Origin of the sequence: Actinoplanes sichuanensis, from assembly GCF_033097365.1 — a bacterium.
Lineage (GTDB): Bacteria > Actinomycetota > Actinomycetes > Mycobacteriales > Micromonosporaceae > Actinoplanes > Actinoplanes sichuanensis.
Window position 1 is genome coordinate 8,165,714 of the sequence record NZ_AP028461.1, and the last position, 18,684, is coordinate 8,184,397.

Annotated in this window: 21 protein-coding genes and 1 riboswitch; of the genes, 9 read left to right on the forward strand and 12 right to left on the reverse strand. The window is 69.4% G+C overall.

Annotation, left to right across the window (positions count from 1 at the left end):
• The first annotated feature begins 43 nt into the window (after nucleotides 1–43).
• A riboswitch (TPP riboswitch) is annotated at nucleotides 44–147 on the forward strand.
• A gap of 74 nt (nucleotides 148–221) precedes the next feature.
• The 6 genes from Q0Z83_RS37430 (at nucleotide 222) to Q0Z83_RS37455 (ending at nucleotide 6,899) form a co-directional block, all read left to right on the forward strand.
• The gene (locus Q0Z83_RS37430; protein WP_317788036.1) at nucleotides 222–809 is read left to right on the forward strand and encodes an ECF transporter S component; all 588 of its coding nucleotides are present in this window, start codon (nucleotides 222–224) and stop codon (nucleotides 807–809) included.
• 3 nt (nucleotides 810–812) lie between these two features.
• Nucleotides 813–2,243 carry an ABC transporter ATP-binding protein gene (locus tag Q0Z83_RS37435; RefSeq protein ID WP_317788037.1) on the forward strand — a complete coding sequence of 477 codons (1,431 nt, stop codon included), beginning with the start codon at nucleotides 813–815 and terminating at the stop codon, nucleotides 2,241–2,243.
• A complete protein-coding gene (locus Q0Z83_RS37440) occupies nucleotides 2,240–3,040 on the forward strand; it encodes an energy-coupling factor transporter transmembrane component T family protein (RefSeq protein WP_317788039.1) in 801 nt (266 codons plus the stop codon). Before Q0Z83_RS37435 ends, Q0Z83_RS37440 begins: the two co-directional genes overlap by 4 nt.
• A gap of 67 nt (nucleotides 3,041–3,107) precedes the next feature.
• Entirely contained in the window at nucleotides 3,108–4,823 is a 1,716-nt protein-coding gene (locus tag Q0Z83_RS37445) for a PHP domain-containing protein (protein ID WP_317788041.1), read from the forward strand.
• A 455-nt stretch (nucleotides 4,824–5,278) separates the two neighbouring features.
• On the forward strand, nucleotides 5,279–5,647 hold the full coding sequence (locus tag Q0Z83_RS37450; RefSeq protein ID WP_317788042.1) for a hypothetical protein: 369 nt from the start codon (nucleotides 5,279–5,281) through the stop codon (nucleotides 5,645–5,647).
• A gap of 331 nt (nucleotides 5,648–5,978) precedes the next feature.
• Complete coding sequence (locus Q0Z83_RS37455) at nucleotides 5,979–6,899, forward strand: 5,10-methylenetetrahydrofolate reductase (protein WP_317788043.1); 921 nt, start codon at nucleotides 5,979–5,981, stop codon at nucleotides 6,897–6,899.
• On the opposite strand, the gene Q0Z83_RS37460 is transcribed toward Q0Z83_RS37455, so the two are convergent.
• The 3 genes from Q0Z83_RS37460 to Q0Z83_RS37470 all read right to left on the reverse strand — a co-directional run bounded on the left by Q0Z83_RS37460 (nucleotide 6,887) and on the right by Q0Z83_RS37470 (nucleotide 8,705).
• Nucleotides 6,887–7,978 carry an aldo/keto reductase gene (locus Q0Z83_RS37460; RefSeq protein ID WP_317788044.1) on the reverse strand — a complete coding sequence of 364 codons (1,092 nt, stop codon included), beginning with the start codon at nucleotides 7,976–7,978 and terminating at the stop codon, nucleotides 6,887–6,889. The genes Q0Z83_RS37455 and Q0Z83_RS37460 overlap by 13 nt on opposite strands.
• A gap of 98 nt (nucleotides 7,979–8,076) precedes the next feature.
• Nucleotides 8,077–8,502, reverse strand: coding sequence for a PIN domain nuclease (locus Q0Z83_RS37465; protein WP_317788045.1), 426 nt, complete (start codon nucleotides 8,500–8,502; stop codon nucleotides 8,077–8,079).
• Entirely contained in the window at nucleotides 8,499–8,705 is a 207-nt protein-coding gene (locus tag Q0Z83_RS37470) for a DUF2191 domain-containing protein (protein ID WP_317788047.1), read from the reverse strand. Before Q0Z83_RS37470 ends, Q0Z83_RS37465 begins: the two co-directional genes overlap by 4 nt.
• A gap of 141 nt (nucleotides 8,706–8,846) precedes the next feature.
• On the opposite strand from Q0Z83_RS37470, the gene Q0Z83_RS37475 reads away from it, so the two are divergent.
• Together Q0Z83_RS37475 and Q0Z83_RS37480 are read left to right on the forward strand one after the other, a co-directional pair.
• Nucleotides 8,847–9,140, forward strand: a complete 294-nt coding sequence (locus Q0Z83_RS37475; RefSeq protein WP_317788049.1) for an MTH1187 family thiamine-binding protein — start codon at nucleotides 8,847–8,849, stop codon at nucleotides 9,138–9,140.
• Complete coding sequence (locus Q0Z83_RS37480) at nucleotides 9,137–9,811, forward strand: HAD family hydrolase (protein WP_317788051.1); 675 nt, start codon at nucleotides 9,137–9,139, stop codon at nucleotides 9,809–9,811. Before Q0Z83_RS37475 ends, Q0Z83_RS37480 begins: the two co-directional genes overlap by 4 nt.
• Here Q0Z83_RS37480 and Q0Z83_RS37485 read toward each other — a convergent pair.
• The 3 genes from Q0Z83_RS37485 to recO are packed head-to-tail and all read right to left on the reverse strand — an operon-like array spanning nucleotide 9,801 to nucleotide 11,880.
• A complete protein-coding gene (locus Q0Z83_RS37485) occupies nucleotides 9,801–10,328 on the reverse strand; it encodes a histidine phosphatase family protein (protein WP_317788052.1) in 528 nt (175 codons plus the stop codon). The genes Q0Z83_RS37480 and Q0Z83_RS37485 overlap by 11 nt on opposite strands.
• Nucleotides 10,325–11,167 (reverse strand): isoprenyl transferase, encoded by an 843-nt coding sequence (locus tag Q0Z83_RS37490; RefSeq protein WP_378078626.1) that lies wholly within the window; start codon nucleotides 11,165–11,167, stop codon nucleotides 10,325–10,327. The genes Q0Z83_RS37485 and Q0Z83_RS37490 overlap by 4 nt, the downstream gene beginning before the upstream one ends.
• Nucleotides 11,104–11,880 carry a DNA repair protein RecO gene (gene recO, locus Q0Z83_RS37495; RefSeq protein WP_317788054.1) on the reverse strand — a complete coding sequence of 259 codons (777 nt, stop codon included), beginning with the start codon at nucleotides 11,878–11,880 and terminating at the stop codon, nucleotides 11,104–11,106. Before recO ends, Q0Z83_RS37490 begins: the two co-directional genes overlap by 64 nt.
• 193 nt (nucleotides 11,881–12,073) lie before the next feature.
• On the opposite strand from recO, the gene Q0Z83_RS37500 reads away from it, so the two are divergent.
• Nucleotides 12,074–12,841, forward strand: a complete 768-nt coding sequence (locus Q0Z83_RS37500) for a DUF4097 family beta strand repeat-containing protein (RefSeq protein ID WP_317788055.1) — start codon at nucleotides 12,074–12,076, stop codon at nucleotides 12,839–12,841.
• On the opposite strand, the gene Q0Z83_RS37505 is transcribed toward Q0Z83_RS37500, so the two are convergent.
• From Q0Z83_RS37505 to Q0Z83_RS37530, 6 genes are all read right to left on the reverse strand, one after another.
• The gene (locus Q0Z83_RS37505) at nucleotides 12,828–13,874 is read right to left on the reverse strand and encodes an acyltransferase family protein (protein WP_317788056.1); all 1,047 of its coding nucleotides are present in this window, start codon (nucleotides 13,872–13,874) and stop codon (nucleotides 12,828–12,830) included. The genes Q0Z83_RS37500 and Q0Z83_RS37505 overlap by 14 nt on opposite strands.
• A gap of 82 nt (nucleotides 13,875–13,956) precedes the next feature.
• The gene (gene era / locus Q0Z83_RS37510; RefSeq protein WP_317788057.1) at nucleotides 13,957–14,907 is read right to left on the reverse strand and encodes a GTPase Era; all 951 of its coding nucleotides are present in this window, start codon (nucleotides 14,905–14,907) and stop codon (nucleotides 13,957–13,959) included.
• A 428-nt stretch (nucleotides 14,908–15,335) separates the two neighbouring features.
• Nucleotides 15,336–15,692 (reverse strand): cytidine/deoxycytidylate deaminase family protein, encoded by a 357-nt coding sequence (locus Q0Z83_RS37515; RefSeq protein WP_317788058.1) that lies wholly within the window; start codon nucleotides 15,690–15,692, stop codon nucleotides 15,336–15,338.
• Complete coding sequence (locus Q0Z83_RS37520; RefSeq protein ID WP_317788059.1) at nucleotides 15,685–17,034, reverse strand: hemolysin family protein; 1,350 nt, start codon at nucleotides 17,032–17,034, stop codon at nucleotides 15,685–15,687. The genes Q0Z83_RS37515 and Q0Z83_RS37520 overlap by 8 nt, the downstream gene beginning before the upstream one ends.
• 2 nt (nucleotides 17,035–17,036) lie before the next feature.
• Nucleotides 17,037–17,507 carry an rRNA maturation RNase YbeY gene (gene ybeY / locus Q0Z83_RS37525; protein ID WP_317788061.1) on the reverse strand — a complete coding sequence of 157 codons (471 nt, stop codon included), beginning with the start codon at nucleotides 17,505–17,507 and terminating at the stop codon, nucleotides 17,037–17,039.
• A gap of 24 nt (nucleotides 17,508–17,531) precedes the next feature.
• A complete protein-coding gene (locus Q0Z83_RS37530) occupies nucleotides 17,532–18,611 on the reverse strand; it encodes a PhoH family protein (RefSeq protein WP_317788063.1) in 1,080 nt (359 codons plus the stop codon).
• Nucleotides 18,612–18,684: the final 73 nt, after the last annotated feature.

The following is an 18,684-nucleotide window of genomic DNA, read 5'->3' on the forward strand; positions in this document are numbered from 1 at the left end:
CTGTGATACCCCGCTACCAGGTGTTACGGTCATCGAAGCACATCCAATCCGACAGGGGAGCGCACAGCGCTGAGAGTGCGGGAAATCCGCAGACCCTAGTACCTGATCTGGGTAATGCCAGCGCAGGAAGCTCGGTCTCTCCAGCCGCGTCGTGCCCTGGGCATCGCCGCCCAGGGAACACGGCGTGCGTCTCCTCCCGGTACCCACTGGGAGGCAATCCAATGGCATCAACGTCCAATCGATGGCGGACGATAGACATCGTCATCGCCTCCGTCATCGCCGTCGCGTTCGGCGTGATCTTCTGGGCCTGGGGCACGGTCTGGTCGATCACCGAGGGCGCCTTCGCGTTCTTCCCACCGGCGCAGACCATCATCTACGGCATCTGGCTGGTCCCGGCCGTCCTCGGCGGTCTGATCATCCGAAAGCCGGGCGCCTCGCTCTACACCGAGTTGGTCGCGGCCACCGTGTCCGCGCTGCTCGGCAGCCAGTGGGGCGTCGACACGATCGTCTCCGGCCTGATCCAGGGCCTCGGCGCCGAACTGGCCTTCGCACTGCTGCTCTACCGCAACCACCGGCTGCCGGCCGCGATCCTGGCCGGTGCGCTGACCGGGGTCAGCGCGGCGTCCTACGACTTCGTCAAGTACACGGTCGGCATGGACCTGTGGTCGTACCGGATCCCGTACGCGGCGATCACCGTCCTCAGCGGCGCGATCCTGGCCGGGGCCGGTTCGTGGGCGCTGGTCCGGGCGCTCGCTCCGACCGGGGTGCTGGACCGGTTCGAAGCGGGCCGGGAACGGGCAACCGTCTGAGACATGAGTGACGTTCAGCTCCGCGGCTTCGGGTGGCGGCACGCCGGTCGCCGCTCGTGGGCGGTCCGCGGGCTGGACCTGGAAGTGCGGCACGGCGAGCGGGTGCTCCTACTCGGCCCATCCGGGGCCGGCAAGAGCACGCTGCTCGCCGCGTTGGCCGGGCTGCTGCCCGAGGACTCCGGCGAGTCCGAGGGCACGATCCGGATCGACGGGCTCGACCCGCGCAAGGCACGCGAGCGGGTCGGCATCCTCTTCCAGGACCCGCAGACCCAGCTGGTGATGGCCCGCAGCGGCGACGACGTGGCGTTCGGCCCGGAGAACCGGGGAGTGCCCGCCGGTGAGATCTGGCCACGGGTGTCCGACGTGCTGGATCGTGTCGGTTTCCCGTACCCCGTCAATCGTCCGACCTCGGCCCTCTCCGGCGGTGAGGCGCAACGCCTCGCTCTCGCCGGTGTTCTCGCGTTGCGTCCCGGCCTGCTGCTGCTCGACGAGCCGACCGCGAACCTGGACCCGCCGGGCGCCGCGCTGATCCGCGACGCGCTGGCCCGGGCCACCGGCCCGGACACCACGCTGATCATCGTGGAACACCGGGTCGCCGAGGCCCTTCCGCTGGTCGACCGGGTGGTGGTCCTGGAGCCGGGCGGCGGTGTCCGCGCCGACGGCTCACCCGAGATGATCTTCGCCGCCTACGGCGACAAACTCGCTGACGAGGGCGTCTGGGTGCCGGGTTTCCAGGTCCCGCCGCGCAAGGCGAAAACCAAGACCGACATCGATTTGGTACGGGCTACGCGCGCCGAAGTGAGCAGACGCCTCGACCCCGTCTCGGTAGATGTCGGAGCGGGCGAGGTGGTGGCCGTGACCGGGCCCAACGGCGCGGGCAAGTCGACCCTGGCGCTGCTGCTCGGCGGGCTGCTCGCACCCACGTCCGGGCGGGTCGAGGCGTTCGGTGACAGCCGGCCGCCGCACCGATGGCGGGCCGCGACCCTGGCCGGCCGGATCGGGTCGGTCTTCCAGAACCCGGAACACCAGTTCGTCACGTCCCGCGTCACCGACGAGCTCGCGCTCGGGCCCCGCCGGTTGGGCCGCTCCCCCGCCGACGTCGACCGGATCGTCGGTGAGCTGCTCGAACGGCTCCGGCTGGACCGGCTCGCGGAGGCCAACCCGTACACCCTCTCCGGCGGGGAGGCCCGGCGGCTCAGCGTGGCCACCGCGCTGGCCACCGCACCGCGGCTGCTCGTGCTCGACGAACCGACCTTCGGCCAGGATCGACGCACCTGGCGCGAACTGGTCGACCTGCTCGCCGGTCTGCGCGACGTCGGGCACGGGATCGTCGCCGTCACACATGATGACGCGTTCGTCCGTACCCTCGCCGATCGAACCGTCTCCCTCGGCGCACCGGAACCGGACCCGCTACCTCGGAGGACGCGGCCGTGACCCTCTCTTTCGCGCCGGTCGCGGATCCGGCGGCGCCGCTCGCGCGCCGCAACCCGGTCGCCAAGGTCGGCGCCGCGCTGCTCTTCTCGATGCCGCTGATCGCCACCATGGATCCGTTCACGCCGGCCGTCGCGCTCGCCGTCGAACTGCTGGTCCTGCCGTTCTTCGGGGTGCGGTTCGGGGTCCTGGCCCGGCGGGCCACGCCGTTGCTGCTGGCCGCGGCCGGGATCCTGATCACGATGGTGCTGTTCGCCGCCGAACGCGGTGGTGAGCTGCTGGTGTCACTCGGGCCGATCGACGTCACCACCGGGGTGCTGTCCACCTCGGGCGCACTGATCCTGCGGATCTTCGCGGTGGCGCTGCCGGGCATCGTGGTGTTCGCCACCACCGACCCGACCGACCTGGCCGACGCGCTGGTGCAGAACGCGAAGGCGCCGGCCCGGTTCGCGATCGGGGCGCTCGCCGCGTTCCGGCTGGTGCCGCTGCTCGGCGAGGAGTGGCGGTCGCTCAGCCTGGCCCGCCGCGCCCGCGGGGTCGACGCCGGGCGCAACCCGATCGCCCGCGGGCGGCTCTTCGTGTCGACGGCGTTCGCGCTGCTGGTCGGCGCCTTGCGGCGCGGGGTGCGGCTGGCAGTCGCGATGGACGCGCGTGGCTTCGACGCCGAGACGCCCCGGACCTACGCCCGCCGCCAGTACTTCACCGCCGCCGACACGATCCTGCTGGTTCTGTCGCTGCTCGCCGCGCTCCTCATCATCGCCGCGTCGGTGGCTCTCGGGCATTTCCGCCCGGTCGTCTGAACACTCTTCGTCTTCAGGTAACTGTATTGACAGCGGGTGTTGTCCTGTTCGGACGAGGGTGACCGCCATGGGTCACGGCCACGATCATCTTCACGACCACTCGCACGCCGCAGCCGCCGGGGGCGACCTCCCCGAGGCTCTCGATCTCTCGGTTCCGACCGCCGAACTGTCGTCGTCCGACGCGTCCCGCCGCCGCTTCCTACTCGGTGCGGGCCTACTCGGCGCGGGGGCGGCCGCCTCCGTGCTCGCCCAGCCGGGCGCCGCCGAGGCCGCCGGGCTCCCGCACACCCACGACCAGGTGGGCGGCGGCACCGACAAGGGCGGTTTCCGCTGGCTCGCCGGCGACCACCACATCCACACCCAGTACAGCTCGGACGCCCAGTACCGGGTGCTCGACCAGGCCCAGAAGGGCCACGCCTACGGCCTCGACTGGCTGGTCATCACCGACCACGGCAGCGCCACCCACGCCAAGATCGGGGTCGACAAGGTCAACCCGGACATCGTCAAGACGCGTTCGGCACTCAAGGGCCTGCTCACCTTCCAGGGTCTGGAGTGGAACATCCCGGCCGCCGAGCACGCCACCGTGTTCGTGCACCCGGGTAAGAACGAGGTCGCGGTCCTCAAGCAGTTCGAGAACGCGTACGACGGCTCGCTGCTGCCCTCGACCAACACCGCCGCCCAGAACGAGGCGATGGCCATCGCCGGCATCCAGTTCCTCGGCGAGCAGGTCCGCAAGCGCAAGATCGACGGCGCGCTGTTCTTCGCCAACCACCCGGCCCGGCGCGGCATCGACTCCCCGCACGAGATCCGCAACTGGCGCGACGCCGACCCCACCGTCGCCGTCGGCTTCGAGGGTGCGCCGGGCCACCAGGCCGCCGGCATCCCCGCCCCGAACGGCCGCGGCGGTGCCCGCGGCTACTACGACAACAACCCGTCGGCGGCATCGTTCCCCGGCTACCCACTGGAGAGCTACCGCACGTGGGGCGGCTTCGACTGGATGACCGCCACCGTCGGCGGCCTCTGGGACAGCCTCCTCGCCGAGGGCAAGGCGTGGTGGATCACCGTCAACTCGGACAGCCACGTCAACTACCTGGACCAGACCGGACGCGGACCGGGCAGCGACTTCGACGCCAACGGCAAGTACAACGACCCGGTCTACACCGGCACGATCAACACCTCGGCCGGCGACTTCTGGCCCGGCTACTACGGCCGGACCAATGTGGGCGCGTCGTCGTTCTCGTACAAGGCGGTCATGGACGGCCTGCGCGCCGGACGGGTCTGGGTCGACCACGGTCGCCTGATCAAGAACCTGGACGCGCGGGTACGGGTCACCGGCGACCGCCGCGAGCACACCGGAACCCCGCTCGGTGGTGTCCTCCAGGTCAAGCGCGGCACCTCCACCGAACTGGTCCTCGACATCGACCTGCAGGACGTGCCGAACTGGGCCGGTTTCGTGGCCGCCCTGAAGCGGGTCGACGTCATCGTCGGCACCGTCACCGGCCCGGTCGCCGACAAGGACACCTACACCACCCCGAACACCCGGGTGGTCAAGTCGTTCGAGGTCACCGAGAGCAGCGGACGGATCACCTTCACCTACCAGCTGGGCCGCCTCGACAAGCCGTTCTACCTGCGGGTCCGTGGCACCGACGGCAACCGCACACAGCCCGGCCTGCTCGGCACGGCGGTCGACCCGTACGGCCCTCAGCTCGACGTCGTCGGCGCCGCCGACCCGTGGGGCGACCTGTGGTTCTACACCAACCCCATCTGGGTCCTGCCCCGATGACGCCGTTCCCGGCAACCGGAGCCCCGGCCGCATCCGCGGCCGGGGCCACCCGGCCCACCCTCGACCCGAACCCGGCCGTCCCCGCCCCGGCGACTCGGCCCGTCCCCGCCCGACCGGACGCCACCCGCCCCGGCCTCGCCCCTTCGGGTCCCACGTCTCCCGGCCCGGACGCCGCCGGGTCCGCATCATCTCGCCCGAACGCCGGCCGATCCGCGTCTCCTCCGCCAGACGCCGGCCGATCCGCGTCCCCTCCGGCGGACGCCGGCCGACCCGGCTCCTCTGATTCAGGCGTTGTCCGGTCCCGCTCCGCCAACGGGGACGACGCGCGGTCCGGTTCCTCACAGGCCGGGGCGGCGCGGATCGTCGGGGTCAGCCTCGGACACGCCACGCTCGCCGAGGCCGATCACTGGATCCAGGCGCTTGCGCCGTCGCCGGTCCTCGCCTGCACACACCTGGTGAGCGAACCGTTCCCGCACGTCGCGATCAGCCTGCTCACCGCGCACGCCTTCGAGACGACCCCGGAACTCGAACCGGCCGCCACCAGGGCCGCATCCGGACAATTCGGGCGAGCGGTCCGCTTCCCGGGTGTCGAACGCCTCACCGGCGCACTCAGCGTCAGCGAAATCCTCCAGCGAAGCTCGATCGCCCGGGTCGAGATACTCGGCAGCGGCCCGGCCGCCCCGGACACCATCGTCGAAACCGGCGATTTCGTACGCCCCCAGTTCCGAGACGGCGAACTGATCCTGGTCACCACCCCGGCCGCCGGCGGAACCCTGGTCCCCTTCGAGACTCGAAACCCGACCCCCTGCTGCACCGACCACTGACAACCCACCCGCCACCTGCCACCCCGCCGCCCGGCGCTCACCGCTCGCCGCTCGCCGCTCGCAACCTGCCACCCCGCCACCCGCGACCTCCCACCCTTTCGGCCCGGCACTCACCGTGCGCAACCTCCCGCCCCGCCGCCCGCCGCCAGAGCCGTTCGGCTGTCGGCGACCGGCTGGGAGGAACCGTGGGGTGGGCTTGCGGACAGCACCGGGAGCGGGGTGGATGCCTTTCTCGTGGGTGGGGGCTCGGACGGCGTATCACATGGTTCGCTCTTCGGGATGGGGTGTGTGCGGTGACCGGGTCGCATCGCCGGGCCCCTAGGGTTGTCGCATGTCTCGTCACCCCCTGCCGCAACTGCTGGCGGAGGCGCGTAGCGGCGTGCTCGTGTTCAGCGTCACGCCGCCGCGGCGCAGCGCCACCGAGGAGCGGATCAAGGAGATCGCCGAGGTCACGCTCGACCGGCTCACCGCGCTCGACCTGGACGGCCTGATTCTGTACGACATCGACGACGAATCTGATCGGAACCCGGACGACCGGCCGTTCCCGTATCTGCCGACGCTCGATCCGGGCCGCTATTACGCCGAGCATCTGACCGGCTGGCGACAGCCGGTGATCATCTACAGGTGTGTCGGGAAGTACTCGGAGGACGAACTCCGCGACTGGATGAGCGGCGCCGACTCGCGCGTTTTGAGCGTTTTCGTCGGCGCGTCGTCGGGTGGTAAGGAGGTCCGCACCAGGCTGCGTCGCGCTCAGGAGTTGCGCGCCGAGGTACGCCCGGATCTGCCGCTCGGCGCCGTAGCGATCGGTGAACGCCCGGACGAGCATCTGCGCATGCTGACCAAGCAGGAGCGGGGTGCGTCGTTCTTCGTGAGCCAGGTCGTCTATCACGTCAACGACATGAAGAACCTGCTCAGCGACTATTTCTACGAGTGCCGGGCCCGTGGCGCCGCACCCCGGACGGTGATCTTCACGCTGTCGCTGTGCGGATCGTTGAAGACGCTCGAGTTCGTCAGGTGGCTGGGGGTCGACGTTCCCCGCTGGCTGGAGAATTCGATCCGGCACGCGGACGATCCACTGGCCGAGTCCTACCGGCAGTGTGTGGCGATCGCCCGCGACCTGATCGATTTCTGCGAGCACCTGGGGCTGCCCTACGGGTTCAACATCGAGAGCGTCTCGATTCGTAAGGCCGAGATCGAGGCCAGCACCGATTTGGCCGCCGAGGTGTCGGGGATGCTCCGCTACCGCCGCTGATCCATTTCGGCCATCTCCTCGGCGGTGAGCCGCAGTGCGCCGGCGGCGACGTTCGCCTCCAGGTGAGCGACGTCGCCGGTGCCCGGGATCGCCAGGACATGGTCACCCTGCTGCAACGTCCAGGCGAGCCGAACCTGATGCCCGGTGACACCCCGAGCCGCAGCGATCCGCCATTCCGGGCCGGCCTCCCACCCCGTTTCAGCCTCCCGCCCTGCTTCGGCCGCCCGCGCCGCTTCGGTCTTTCCCGCCGCTTCGGTCTTTCGCCTCGTTTCAGCCTCTCGCGCCATTTCGGTCTTTCGCGGCGCTTCGGCCTTTCGCGGCATTGAGGGGTCACCCGCCGTTGAAGGTTTATGCGCCGTCGACGCCTCGATCGCCGCTCGCGGTGGCGGGCCGCTTTCCCGGGTGGCACCGGCGATCGTGAAGAACGGCACGAAGGCGATCCCTTCCGCACCGCATTTCCGCAGCAGATCGAAATGCCGGAGCAGGTCCACGGCGAACGCGTTCTGCACGCAGACGACAGGCGCGATTCGCCGTGCCACGTCAACGTGTTCCCAGTGCACATTGGAGAGCCCGAGATTACGAATCAGCCCTTCGGCGCGCATCTCGGCGAGTATCCCGAACCGTTCGGCGATCTCTTCCGGACCGGCGGGTCGGACGATCCGCAGATTGACCAGGTCAAGTGTATCGACCCCGAGGCGCCGCAGGTTCTCCTCCACCTGATGCCGCAACCGTTCCGCGGTGACCGCTTCACCCCAACTGCCATCCGGCAGACGGTCCGGTCCGACTTTCGTCGCGATGAAAAGCCCTTGAGGGTACGGCCGAAGCCCGTCCCGAATCAGTTCCGCCGCATACCGAACAGCCCCCGCTTCCCCGTCGAGAATCCCCCCAGGTGAAAAGTAGAAGGCCGCAGTGTCGATGTGATCGACCCCGAGCTCGACAGCCCGCCGCAACACCCGAACCGCAAGTTCCCGATCGTCCCGAACGGTGAGCCGCATAGACCCGAACCCCATCCGGTTGACAACCCGATCCCCGAGCCGCCACTGCCCCGCCACTGACGCATCGATCCGCTCCACTGTCACCGGGCGAACCTACGCAGCCCTTTCCCCGCCCACACTCCCCCACGCACCCGATACCGACAAAGGCCGATAGCTGATAGTTTTCAGACAGTGGAGATGAGTCAGTCGATCGTCCCCGGCTCTGCGATCCACCGCACCGGCTGACCGGTCACCTCCGCAACTCGCACGAAGTCTCGGTCGTAGTGCAACAACGTCAAGCGATGCCGTTCGGCTGTGACGGCGGTAAGAAGATCGACCGCACCCGCCGATCGAAGCGCGCCTTTCACGGACAGCGCCTCCTGTAGCCGTAAAGCCCGCTTGAAAGCGCTGTCCGGCATGACCACCCAGCTGAACATCCGGCGGAGCAGTTTCCTCTGCCTCCTCAGGTCAGCATGAGAGCGAACCGTGTAGAGCAGCTCGATCTCCGTGATGTCGCAGGTTGCGATCAACCCCTCCGTCACCGTCGCGTCCCAATGCTCAAGAACATCAGGACTTCGGAGCAGCCGGATCAGGGCACTGGTGTCGATCAGGTACTCCGCTACGCTCACCGGCGGTTGCGCTTGTCGAGCAGCTCGTCGAACTGGCCGGTCTTGGCAATCTCCACCATCTCGGCGAGCGCTCGGGCACGTTGAGCACGGGCGGCGGCATCGCGCAGAGCCGCATTTACGGTGTCACCTGTGGTGGTCGTCCCGAACCACTCCGCCGCGTCGGCCAGCGCATCGTCATCAAGATCGACCAGATCTTTGGTCATCAGGTCTCCCATGCGGCAATCAACCCCTTCAGCATAATTCATCTAGTCATAATTCATCTAGCTATAAGCCAACTGGTCTTTGACCTAGACTAGTCGCTCGCATTGATCGACTCAAGTCGGTGAGGCTGGGAGGATGGGGGCATGCTGGTTGCCTTTTCCGTGACGCCCATCGGGGTCGGTGACTCCGTGGGGGACGCCGTTGCCGAGGCGGTTCGTGTGGTTCGGGCCTCTGGCCTGCCGAACCGGACCGATGCCATGTTCACCACGATCGAGGGCGAGTGGGACGAGGTGATGGCCGTGGTCAAGCAGGCCGTCGACGCCGTCGCGAAGGTCTCGCCCCGGGTCAGTCTCTCGCTGAAGGCGGATGTCCGGCCGGGTGTCACCGGTGCGCTGACCGCCAAGGTCGAGCACATCGAGCGGGTGCTGGCCGAGTGAGACGGCTGGTGATGTGGGACATCGACTACACCCTGTTGCGCGGCGGCGGGGTGGCGTCGAAGGCCTGGAAGGCCGCGTTCACCGAGGTGACCGGCGTGCCGTGGCAGGACACGCCGATCTTCGGTGGGCGGACCGACACGGACATCTGCACCGAGGTGTTCGCCTCGCACGGGGTGACCGACTGCACGCACGAGCGGTTCTTCGCCCGCTACGTGGAGGTGGTGCACGAGGCCCGACACGAGTTCGCCGAGCAGGGCCGGCTGATGCCGGGTGTCCGCGCGGTGCTGGCCCACCTGGGTGACGACCCGGATGTGGTGCAGACCCTGGTGACCGGGAACGTCCCGCAGGTGGCGGCGATGAAGGTGGCCGCATTCGGTCTGGACGGCGTGTTCGACGCGGAGGTCGGCGGGTACGGCACCGACGACAGTGTGCGGGCGACCCTGGTGCGCCGCAGTCTGGAACGGGCCCGCGCCAAGTACCGCGAGGACTTCCGCCCGGTGGTCATCGGCGACACGGTGAACGACGTGACGGCGGCGCTGGCCAACGACGCGGTGGCGATCGCGGTGGCGACCGGCGCGACCACGGCGGCCGAGTTGACCGCCGCGGGCGCACACGTGGTGCTCCCGGACCTGAGTGACCTGGAGGCCGCGGTGAAGGCCCTTACAACCTGAGTTCCGGTGGCGAACCCGTCCAGCGGAGCTGCGCGGGCAGGTGGGACAGGTCGTTGAAGACGATCACCCGGGTCCGCCCGCCGGGAAAGTACCTGATCACGGTGAGGCCGGTGTTGGCCGGAATGACGTCCCGCCAGCGTGACTCGGGTGTCTGCAGCGCGTCCCGGACGAACCACGCCACCTGGAAGGCGTGCGTGACGACCAGCTCGTGCCGCTCGGCCGAAGCGGGTCCGGTGAACCGGGCGATCATCGCGGCCGAGGCGGCCGGTTCGTCGGTCGGGAACCTGTCGTCGAGCTCGTCGGCCGCCTGCACCGGAACACCGGGCAGGTGGGCCGACACGATCGCCGCGGTCCGCACCGCCCGCGGCAGCGGACTGTGACTGATCGCCGCGAACGGAACCGTGCTGAGCCGTTCGCCGAGGAGCCCGGCCTGCTGTTCACCGGCCGGACTCAGCCCGGTCTCGTCGGAGGTGGCCTCGGCGTGCCTGGCGATCCAGAGGTGCCGGACGCCGCTCACGTGGGGCTGACGGGATTGGGCAGCGCCCCGCCGAAACGCCTGTCTCGCTGGGCGAAAAGCTCGCACGCATACCACAGGTGGCGGCGGTCGAAGTCGGGCCAGAGCGTGTCCAGGTAGACCATCTCGGCATACGCCGACTGCCAGAGCAGGAAGTTCGACGTACGCTGCTCGCCGGACGGCCGCAGGAACATGTCCACCTCGGGGATCTCCGGGTGGTAGAGGTATTTCGCGATGGTCTTCTCGTTGACCTTGTCGGCCTTGAGCTTGCCCGCCGCCACGTCCCGTGCGATGGCCGCGGCCGCGTCGGCGATCTCGGCCTGGCCGCCGTAGTTGACGCAGAACTGGAGGGTCAGTTTCGTGTTGTGCCGGCTCATCTCCTCGGCGGTCTGGAGCTCGGAGATGACGCTCTTCCACAGCCGCCCGGCCCGCCCGGACCAGACGACCCGCACACCGAGGTCGACGAGCTGATCGCGGCGGCGGCGGATGACGTCGCGGTTGAAGCCCATCAGGAAGCGCACCTCCTCGGGTGAGCGCTTCCAGTTCTCGGTGGAGAAGGCGTAGGCCGACAGATACGGGACGCCGATCTCGATGGCGCCCTCGATCGTGTCGAAGAGCGAGTGCTCCCCCTGCTCGTGCCCCTTGGTCCGGGACAACCCGCGCTCCTTGGCCCAGCGGCCGTTGCCGTCCATGACGATCGCCACGTGTTTCGGCAACGCCGCCGAGGGCAACTGGGGTGGCCTGGCACCGGAGATGTGCGGGGTGGGCGGACGCGGGCTCACAGGTTCAACTCCCGTCGATCGACAAGCGGGAGCGAGCGCAGCGCCCGCTCCATGTGCCATTGCAGGTGGGCGGCGACGAGCCCGCTGCACTCGCGGCGCACCGACGGCGCGGACGAGTCCGCCACCGCCCAGTCGCCGCAGCTGAGGGCGGACATCAGGCCGAGGGTGTCGGGGCTGGGATGGGCGGAGCCGGGCGGCCGGCAGTCGGGGCAGACCGAGCCGCCGGCCGGGACCGAGAACGCCGCGTGCTGCCCGGCGGTGCCGCAGACCGCGCACTCGGTGATCGCCGGCGCCCACCCGGCGAAGGCCATCGCCCGCAGCAGGTAGGCGTCGAGCACCAGACTGCCCGAGTGCTCGCCCGCGGAGAGCGCTTTGAGCGCACCCAGGGTGAGCTGGAACAGGCGCAGCGCGGGCTCCCGCTCGACCGGGGTGAGGCGCTCGGCGGTCTCGCAGATCGCGCTGGCCGCGGTGTAGCGCGGGTAGTCGGTGAGGAAGCTCTTGCCGTAGAGGGTGACCGCCTCGACCTGGCTGACCGAGTGCAGCGCGCTGCCCAGGCCCTCGGGGGACCCGGCGAGTTGGAGATCGATGTGCCCGAACGGCTCGAGCCGGGCACCGAAACGCGACGAGGTGCGGCGGACACCCCGGGCGACGGCCCGCAACCTGCCGTGGCGGCGGGTCAGGAGGGTGACGATCCGGTCGCTCTCGCCGAGTTTCTGCACACGCAGGACCACCGCGTCGTCGCGGTAGAGCTGGCGGCGGTATCCGGCGGGCACCCCGCCATTCTGCCCCCTGCCTACGACAGACCCTGACCCGGATCTCAGGGTCGTCTAGGGGACGGGACCGATGGTTTCCACCGGGCCACCGAAATAGCGTCAGGGCATGACCGACTGCACCGAGCGGCAACCCGCGGGAGCATCCGACGGCCTCGCAGGCGAGGGCCGGGAGGGCATGCCAATCAGACCCAGCATGACCCGCAGAGTTGCCCTGATCCTCGCCGCCGTCTCGGTGGGCGCCCTCGCCGGCTGTGATGGCGTGGTGGGCGCTCGGATGACCTTCGACGACACCGAAACCGCCAAGGTCACCGAGGTCGTGCTGACCGGCGGCGCGAGCAATGTCACGGTCGAGGCCGACTCCTCGGCGACCGAGACCCACATCCGCCGGGAGATCTGGGGCGGCACCGATCCGGGCGGCTCCTACACGTTGACCGGCGGGGTGCTCACTCTGGACGGCGACTGCGGCCGGGACTGCCGGGTCGACTTCGTGGTCACCACCCCGGCGGGGACGGCGGTGAAGGGTGAGCTGCGTTCCGGCGATGTGATGCTGCGCGGGATCGGTGCGGTCGACCTGAAGCTGACCTCGGGTGATGTGATGGTGGAGAACGCCACGGGCCCGGTGAAGGTGCGGACGACCTCGGGCGATCTCAACGTGAACGGCGGTTCCGCGATCAACCTCGAGTCGAATTCGGGCAACCTCTCCGTGATGGACGTGACCGGGCCGGTGACCGCCAAGGCGAGCTCCGGTGACCTGACTCTCAAGCTGTCCGCGGCGGCCTCGGTGACCGCCTCGGTGAACAGCGGTGACATCGACCTGATGGTGCCCGCCGGAGACTACCGGGTGCGCGCGATGAGTGGCTCCGGCGACCGGAACATCATCGGGATCACCGACGATCCGACCTCGGACAAGGTGCTGGAGTTGCGGACCGGCGGCGGTGACCTGACGGTCACCGGAGACTGACGGCCGGCTCGGGCTCGCGGGGGCCGGCCGGGGCCGGCGAAACGGGGATGGGGATCCGCCGGCCGGGCAGTAGCACCGGGGGCCGGCCGGCGGCCACGTCCTCGATCCAGCCGAAGACGATGACCAGCCCGGCCAGCAGGATCGCGACGACGGTGAGCCGCCAACCGATCCCGACCCAGCCGATGATCGGCAGGCCGTGCCGCTCACCGAACTGGGTGACCGCCACGACCACCGGCACGTGCCACAGGTAGATCGTGAGGGCGCGGGCGTTGAGTACGGTGAGTACCCGGCTCCCGCTGATCACCGGCCGGATGCAGCCGAGCACGACCAGGATGAACGCGGCCGACCAGAGGGCGTTGCCGAGCGGGATGTCGTTGAGGTCCCAGCCGCGTGGGCCGGGGTGGGTGGCGATCCAGGCGAAGGCGGGGACGGTGATCGCCGCCGCGATGCCGAGCAGCCGGCGGCGGCCGAGCCGTTCCAGGTGGCCGTCGTGGTGGGCGAAGCCGAGCAGCCACGCCCCGCCGTAGAGGGCGAGGCTCTGCGCGACGGGCGGCACGGTCAGCCCGGCCAGCGTGATCACGATCAGGGCGAGGTACGGGGTGAGAATCGTGGCCAGCGGAAACCGGCGGTAGACGGGCAGCACCAGCGGCGAGAGCAGCACCAGCCAGAGGAAGTCACGCAGGTACCAGGTGTGGCTGAGCCCCTGAACCCACCAGCCGGTGGCCTCCGGCGTGTCGATCGGGAAACCCCAGAGCAGGAGCATCGTGCTCCGACTGGAGGTGCCGGTGGCCAGCATGACGGCGACCGCGATCGATGCGAGGACCCACAGCGACGGCAGCAGGCGGCGGATCCGGCGCTCGACCGCCCATACCCCGAACCGGTCCAGCGAGGCCGCCATGAGCGACCCCGCCAGTGCGAACATGACCGACATCGCCGGAAGGACCACGGTGAACGCGGCCCAGCCGGTGATGTGGTAGATCACGACCCGGACGGTCGCCACGGCACGCAGCAGGTCCAGGTACCGATTTCGCATGGACCAAGGTGTTACCCGCGCCGAGTCAACCTGTGCAAACTATGGTGAAGTTCACCATAGTCAGAGAATGTCCAAGTTTCGATCAAAAACCTAGCTTACGCAGCTGTTTGGGGTCACGCTGCCATTCCTTCGCCACTCGAACGTGCAGGTCCAGGTAGATCCGTCGACCGAGTAGCTGTTCGATCTCTGTGCGAGCCCGCGTGCCGACCTCCTTGAGCCGCGCGCCGCGGGTGCCGATCACGATCGACTTCTGGCTGTCGCGCTCCACGTAGATGTCCGCGAAGATCCGGGTGAGGTTGCCCTCCACCAGCATCTCCTCGACGAGAACGGCGATCGAGTGCGGCAGCTCGTCGCGGACGCCCTCCAGCGCCGCCTCCCGGATCAGCTCGCCGATCAACACCTGTTCCGGCTCGTCGGTGAGCACGTCGTCCGGATAGAGCTGTGGCGATTCCGGCATGTGCTTGACCATGACGTCGGTCAGGATCTCCACCTGGTGCCCGGAGACCGCGCTGACCGGGACGATGTCCGCGAAGTCATACAGCTCGGACACGGCGAGCAGTCGCTGCGCCAGGGTCTGCGGGTCGACCAGGTCCACCTTGGTCACCACGGCGATGACCTTGGCCTTCAGCTCGCTGATCTCCGACGAGATGAACCTGTCACCACGCCCGATCGGCTCGTCCGCCGGGAAGCACACCCCGATCACGTCGACCTCGCTCCACACCTCGCGGACCAGGTCGTTCAGCCGCTCGCCGAGCAGCGTCCGGGGGCGGTGCAGACCCGGCGTGTCGACCAGCACGAGCTGCGCGTCCGGCCGGTGCAGGATGCCACGGATCACATGCCTGGTGGTCTGCGGCTTGTTCGAGGTGATCGCGATCTTCTGCCCGACGATCGCATTGGTCAGGGTCGACTTTCCGGCGTTCGGCCTACCGACGAAACAGGCGAAACCCGCACGGTAGACGTCGTCTTGCGGTGCGGCGGCACGCGCGGCCTTGTGCCGGTGCTTCTTCTGAGAAAACCCTTTTCCGGTACGCACGCCGCCATCCCCGGAAGCAGCGGCCCCGTCCCGGGAAGCGCCGGCGATCCCGGCCTTACCCGTAGGCCCGGCTGAGGCGCTGTTTCCACGGGGTGCCTTCGCGCCCGGAGCGGTTCCGCCACGAGCGCTCTGACCATCGGCAGCGCCGGCTTTACGCGTACCGGAGAAGCCCGAAGCCCTGCCCCCGGCGGACCCGCCGGTTTTGCGCCCGCGCTGTTCGCCGCCCTGTTCTTCGGCCCGGCGGGCCGCCCGGCGTTCCTGCCGTCGCTGCTCGTTGCGCTCGCCGGCGGTGAGGCGCCGCTCACCCTGATCGCCGGAAGCCGGCCGCGGAGCCGAAGCCTGCCGCGGAGCGGAACCCTGCCGCGGGGAGGCCCCGGCCGGGCGCGGAGACCCGGAAGCCGGGCGCCGTTCCTGCTTCTCGCCGGCCATCAGAGAACCGTGCCGGACAGCGAGCCGTCCGGGCCCGCCAGGTGCACGGGCGCGTCGGCCGCGAGGTCACGAACCGCCGCGAGCCCCGCGCTCTCCAGCGAAGACGCCTCGGTGACGACCGCGGCCGCCTCCAGCCGGGTAGCGCCGGACGACACCGCCTGCGCCACCGCGAGCTGCAATGCGGTCAGTGAAAGGCTGGTCAAAGTCACCGAAGCGGCCGCGTAGGTGCGGCCGTCCTGGTCGCGCACCGCAGCACCCTCGGCCGCACCCACCCGGGTCCGGGAATGGCGCGCGAGAGTCACCAACTTGGCGTCCTCGGCGCTCAGCGCATGATCGGTAACGGTCTGGTCAGGCATCGGCGGGTTGTCTTTCCTCGTTCTCGGCAACGTTCTGATCGTCCTGCTCGGCCCCCGGCTCCGGACGGATCCGGCGCACCAGCACCGAGTCGATCCGGTTCCGCCGGCCGGTGGTGCCTTCGGCGGTCAGGTGCAGGCCCCTGACCTCGGCTTTCGCGCCCGGGATGGGCACCCGGCCCAGGGTCTGCGCGAGCAGGCCACCGACCGTCTCGACCTCGTCGGCGGGCAGCTCGACGCCGAACACGTCACCGAGGTCCTCGATCGGCAGGCGGGCGGCGACCCGGACCGCGCCGTCGTCGAGATGTTCGATCGGCGGGCGCTCCACGTCGTATTCGTCGGTGATCTCCCCGACGATCTCCTCCAGGATGTCCTCGATGGTGACCAGGCCGGCGGTGCCGCCGTACTCGTCGACCACGATGACCAGGTGGTTGCGGGCGGCCTGCATCTCGGAGAGCAGGTCGTCGACCGGTTTGGACTCGGGCACGAAGTTCGCCGGGCGCATCGCGTCGGCGACCGCCTGCGCGATGGCGGCCGGATCACCGTTCTGCGTGCGCCTGATCACGTCTTTCAGATAGAGCACGCCCAGGACGTCGTCGACGCTCTCACCGATCACCGGGATCCGGGAGAACCCGGACCGCAGGAACAGGTAGAGCGCCTGTTGCAGGGTTTTCGGCGCCTCGATCCAGACCATCTCGGTCCGCGGGACCATCACCTCACGGGCGATGGTGTCACCCAACGTGAACACCGAGTGGATCATCTCGCGCTCGCCGTGCTCCACCACACCGCGCTGCTCAGCCAGGTCGACCAGCTCCCGCAGCTCCACCTGGCTGCCGAACGGCCCCTCCGGGAACCCCTTACCCGGGGTGACCGCGTTACCGATCAGGATCAGCAGCTTGGCGAGCGGGTTGAGGACCCGCCCCAGCCAGCGCACCAGCGGGGCGGTCGCCCGGCCCACCGCATAAGCGTGCTGGCGACCGAGGGTCCGGGGGGCCACCCCCACCACGACGAAGCTGACCAGCGTCATCGCACCCGCCGACACCAGGGCGGCCTGCCAGCCGATGCCCCACGTGTCGACCGCCACCAGCGCCACCAGGGTGGTCGCGGTCAGCTCGCAGAGCAGGCGCAGCAGGAGCAGCAGGTTGACGTAGCGCACCACGTCGGAGGCGACCGCGGCCAGCGCACCGGCGCCCCGTTTCCCCTCCCTGGCCAGCTCGGTGGCCCGGGCGTGGGAGACGGTCGCCAGCGCGGCATCCGTCATCGAGGCCAGGCCGGCGAGGAGCACCAGCAGGACCGCGAGGGTGATCAGTTGCAGATCCGGTAGGCCGGCCGAGGCGGGGTCCATGATCAGCCGGCTTTGCGTCCGGCTCGCCAGCTCTGCAGAAGCTTGTTCTGCAGAGCGAACATCTCCCGCTCCTCATCCGGCTCGGCATGGTCGTAGCCGAGCAGATGCAGAGCGCCGTGCACGGTGAGCAGGTGCAGCTCGTCGGCGGCGGCATGCCCGGCGACGGTCGCCTGCTTGGCGGCCACCTCCGGGGAGAGCACGATGTCGCCGAGCAGCGCCGGCTCACCGGCCCCGGACTCGCCGGGGCCGTGGTCGACGCTGCCCTCGTCCATCGGGAAGGCGAGCACATCGGTCGGGCCGTTGCTGCCCATCCACCGATGGTTCAGCTCGGCCATGTAGTCGATGTCGACGAGCAGGATCGACAGCTCGGCGAGCGGGTTGACCCCCATCTCGTCCAGGGCGTGCCGGGCAACCGCGAGAATCGCGTCGGTGTCGACCTCGACTCCCGACTCGTTGGCGATCTCGATGGACATAGTGGTGCGATTACCCCTTGTGTATCAGCGCCGGCGACCCGGTGTCCGGCCACCGCTGGCGGCCCGGCCCGGCACGGCGTGGACGGATTGTGCTGCCTGTTGCTCCTGCGCCGCGTCGAACCGCGCGTAGGCGTCGACGATCTCGGCGACCAGACGGTGGCGCACCACGTCGGAGCTGGACAGCTCCGCGAAGTGCACGTCCTCGACGTCGCGCAGGATCTCCCGCACGACCCGCAGGCCGCTGGTGGTGCCGCCGGGCAGGTCGACCTGGGTGACGTCGCCGGTGACCACGATCTTCGCCCCGAACCCGAGACGGGTCAGGAACATCTTCATCTGCTCGGGCGTGGTGTTCTGTGCCTCGTCCAGGATGATGAAGGCGTCGTTGAGCGTACGGCCACGCATGTAGGCCAGCGGCGCGACCTCGATCGTCCCGGCCGCCATCAGGCGCGGGATGGTCTCCGGGTCGAGCATGTCGTGCAGGGCGTCGTAGAGCGGCCGCAGATACGGGTCGATCTTCTCGGTCAGCGTGCCGGGCAGGAAGCCGAGCCGCTCCCCCGCCTCGACGGCCGGCCGGGTCAGGATGATCCGGTTGATCTGCTTGGCCTGCAGCGCCTGCACCGCCTTGGCCATCGCCAGATACGTCTTACCGGTACCGGCGGGGCCGATGCCGAAGACGATCGTGTTCTTGTCGATGGCGTCGACGTAGTGTTTCTGCCCCAGGGTCTTGGGCCGGATGGTGCGCCCACGCCGGGACAGGATGTTGAGGGTGAGCACCTCGGCCGGCCGCTCGGAGGTGTTCTCCTGAAGCATCCGGAGGGTGCGGCGGACGGCGTCGACGCTGAGCGTCTCGCCCTTCTCGATCAGCTCGATCAGCTCGGAGAAGAGACGCTCGGCGGTCGCGTTCTCGGCCGGATCGCCGGTGATGGTGATCTCGTTGCCGCGGACGTGCACGTCGCTTTCGAGAGTGCGCTCGATGAGCCGGAGGATCTCGTCCTTGGCGCCGAGCAGGTTCACCATGATCTTCGGGTCACTCACCGAGATCTTGGTCTGCGCCCGCACCGGGCTGGTCGAGCCAGTGCTGGATTCGTTCGGCGTACCGGTCATAGGGTGGCCCGAAGGGCCTCCGCCACCTGCTCTCTTCTTCATCGCCGTCCGGGTCGGGCGGCTCGCTCAAGGA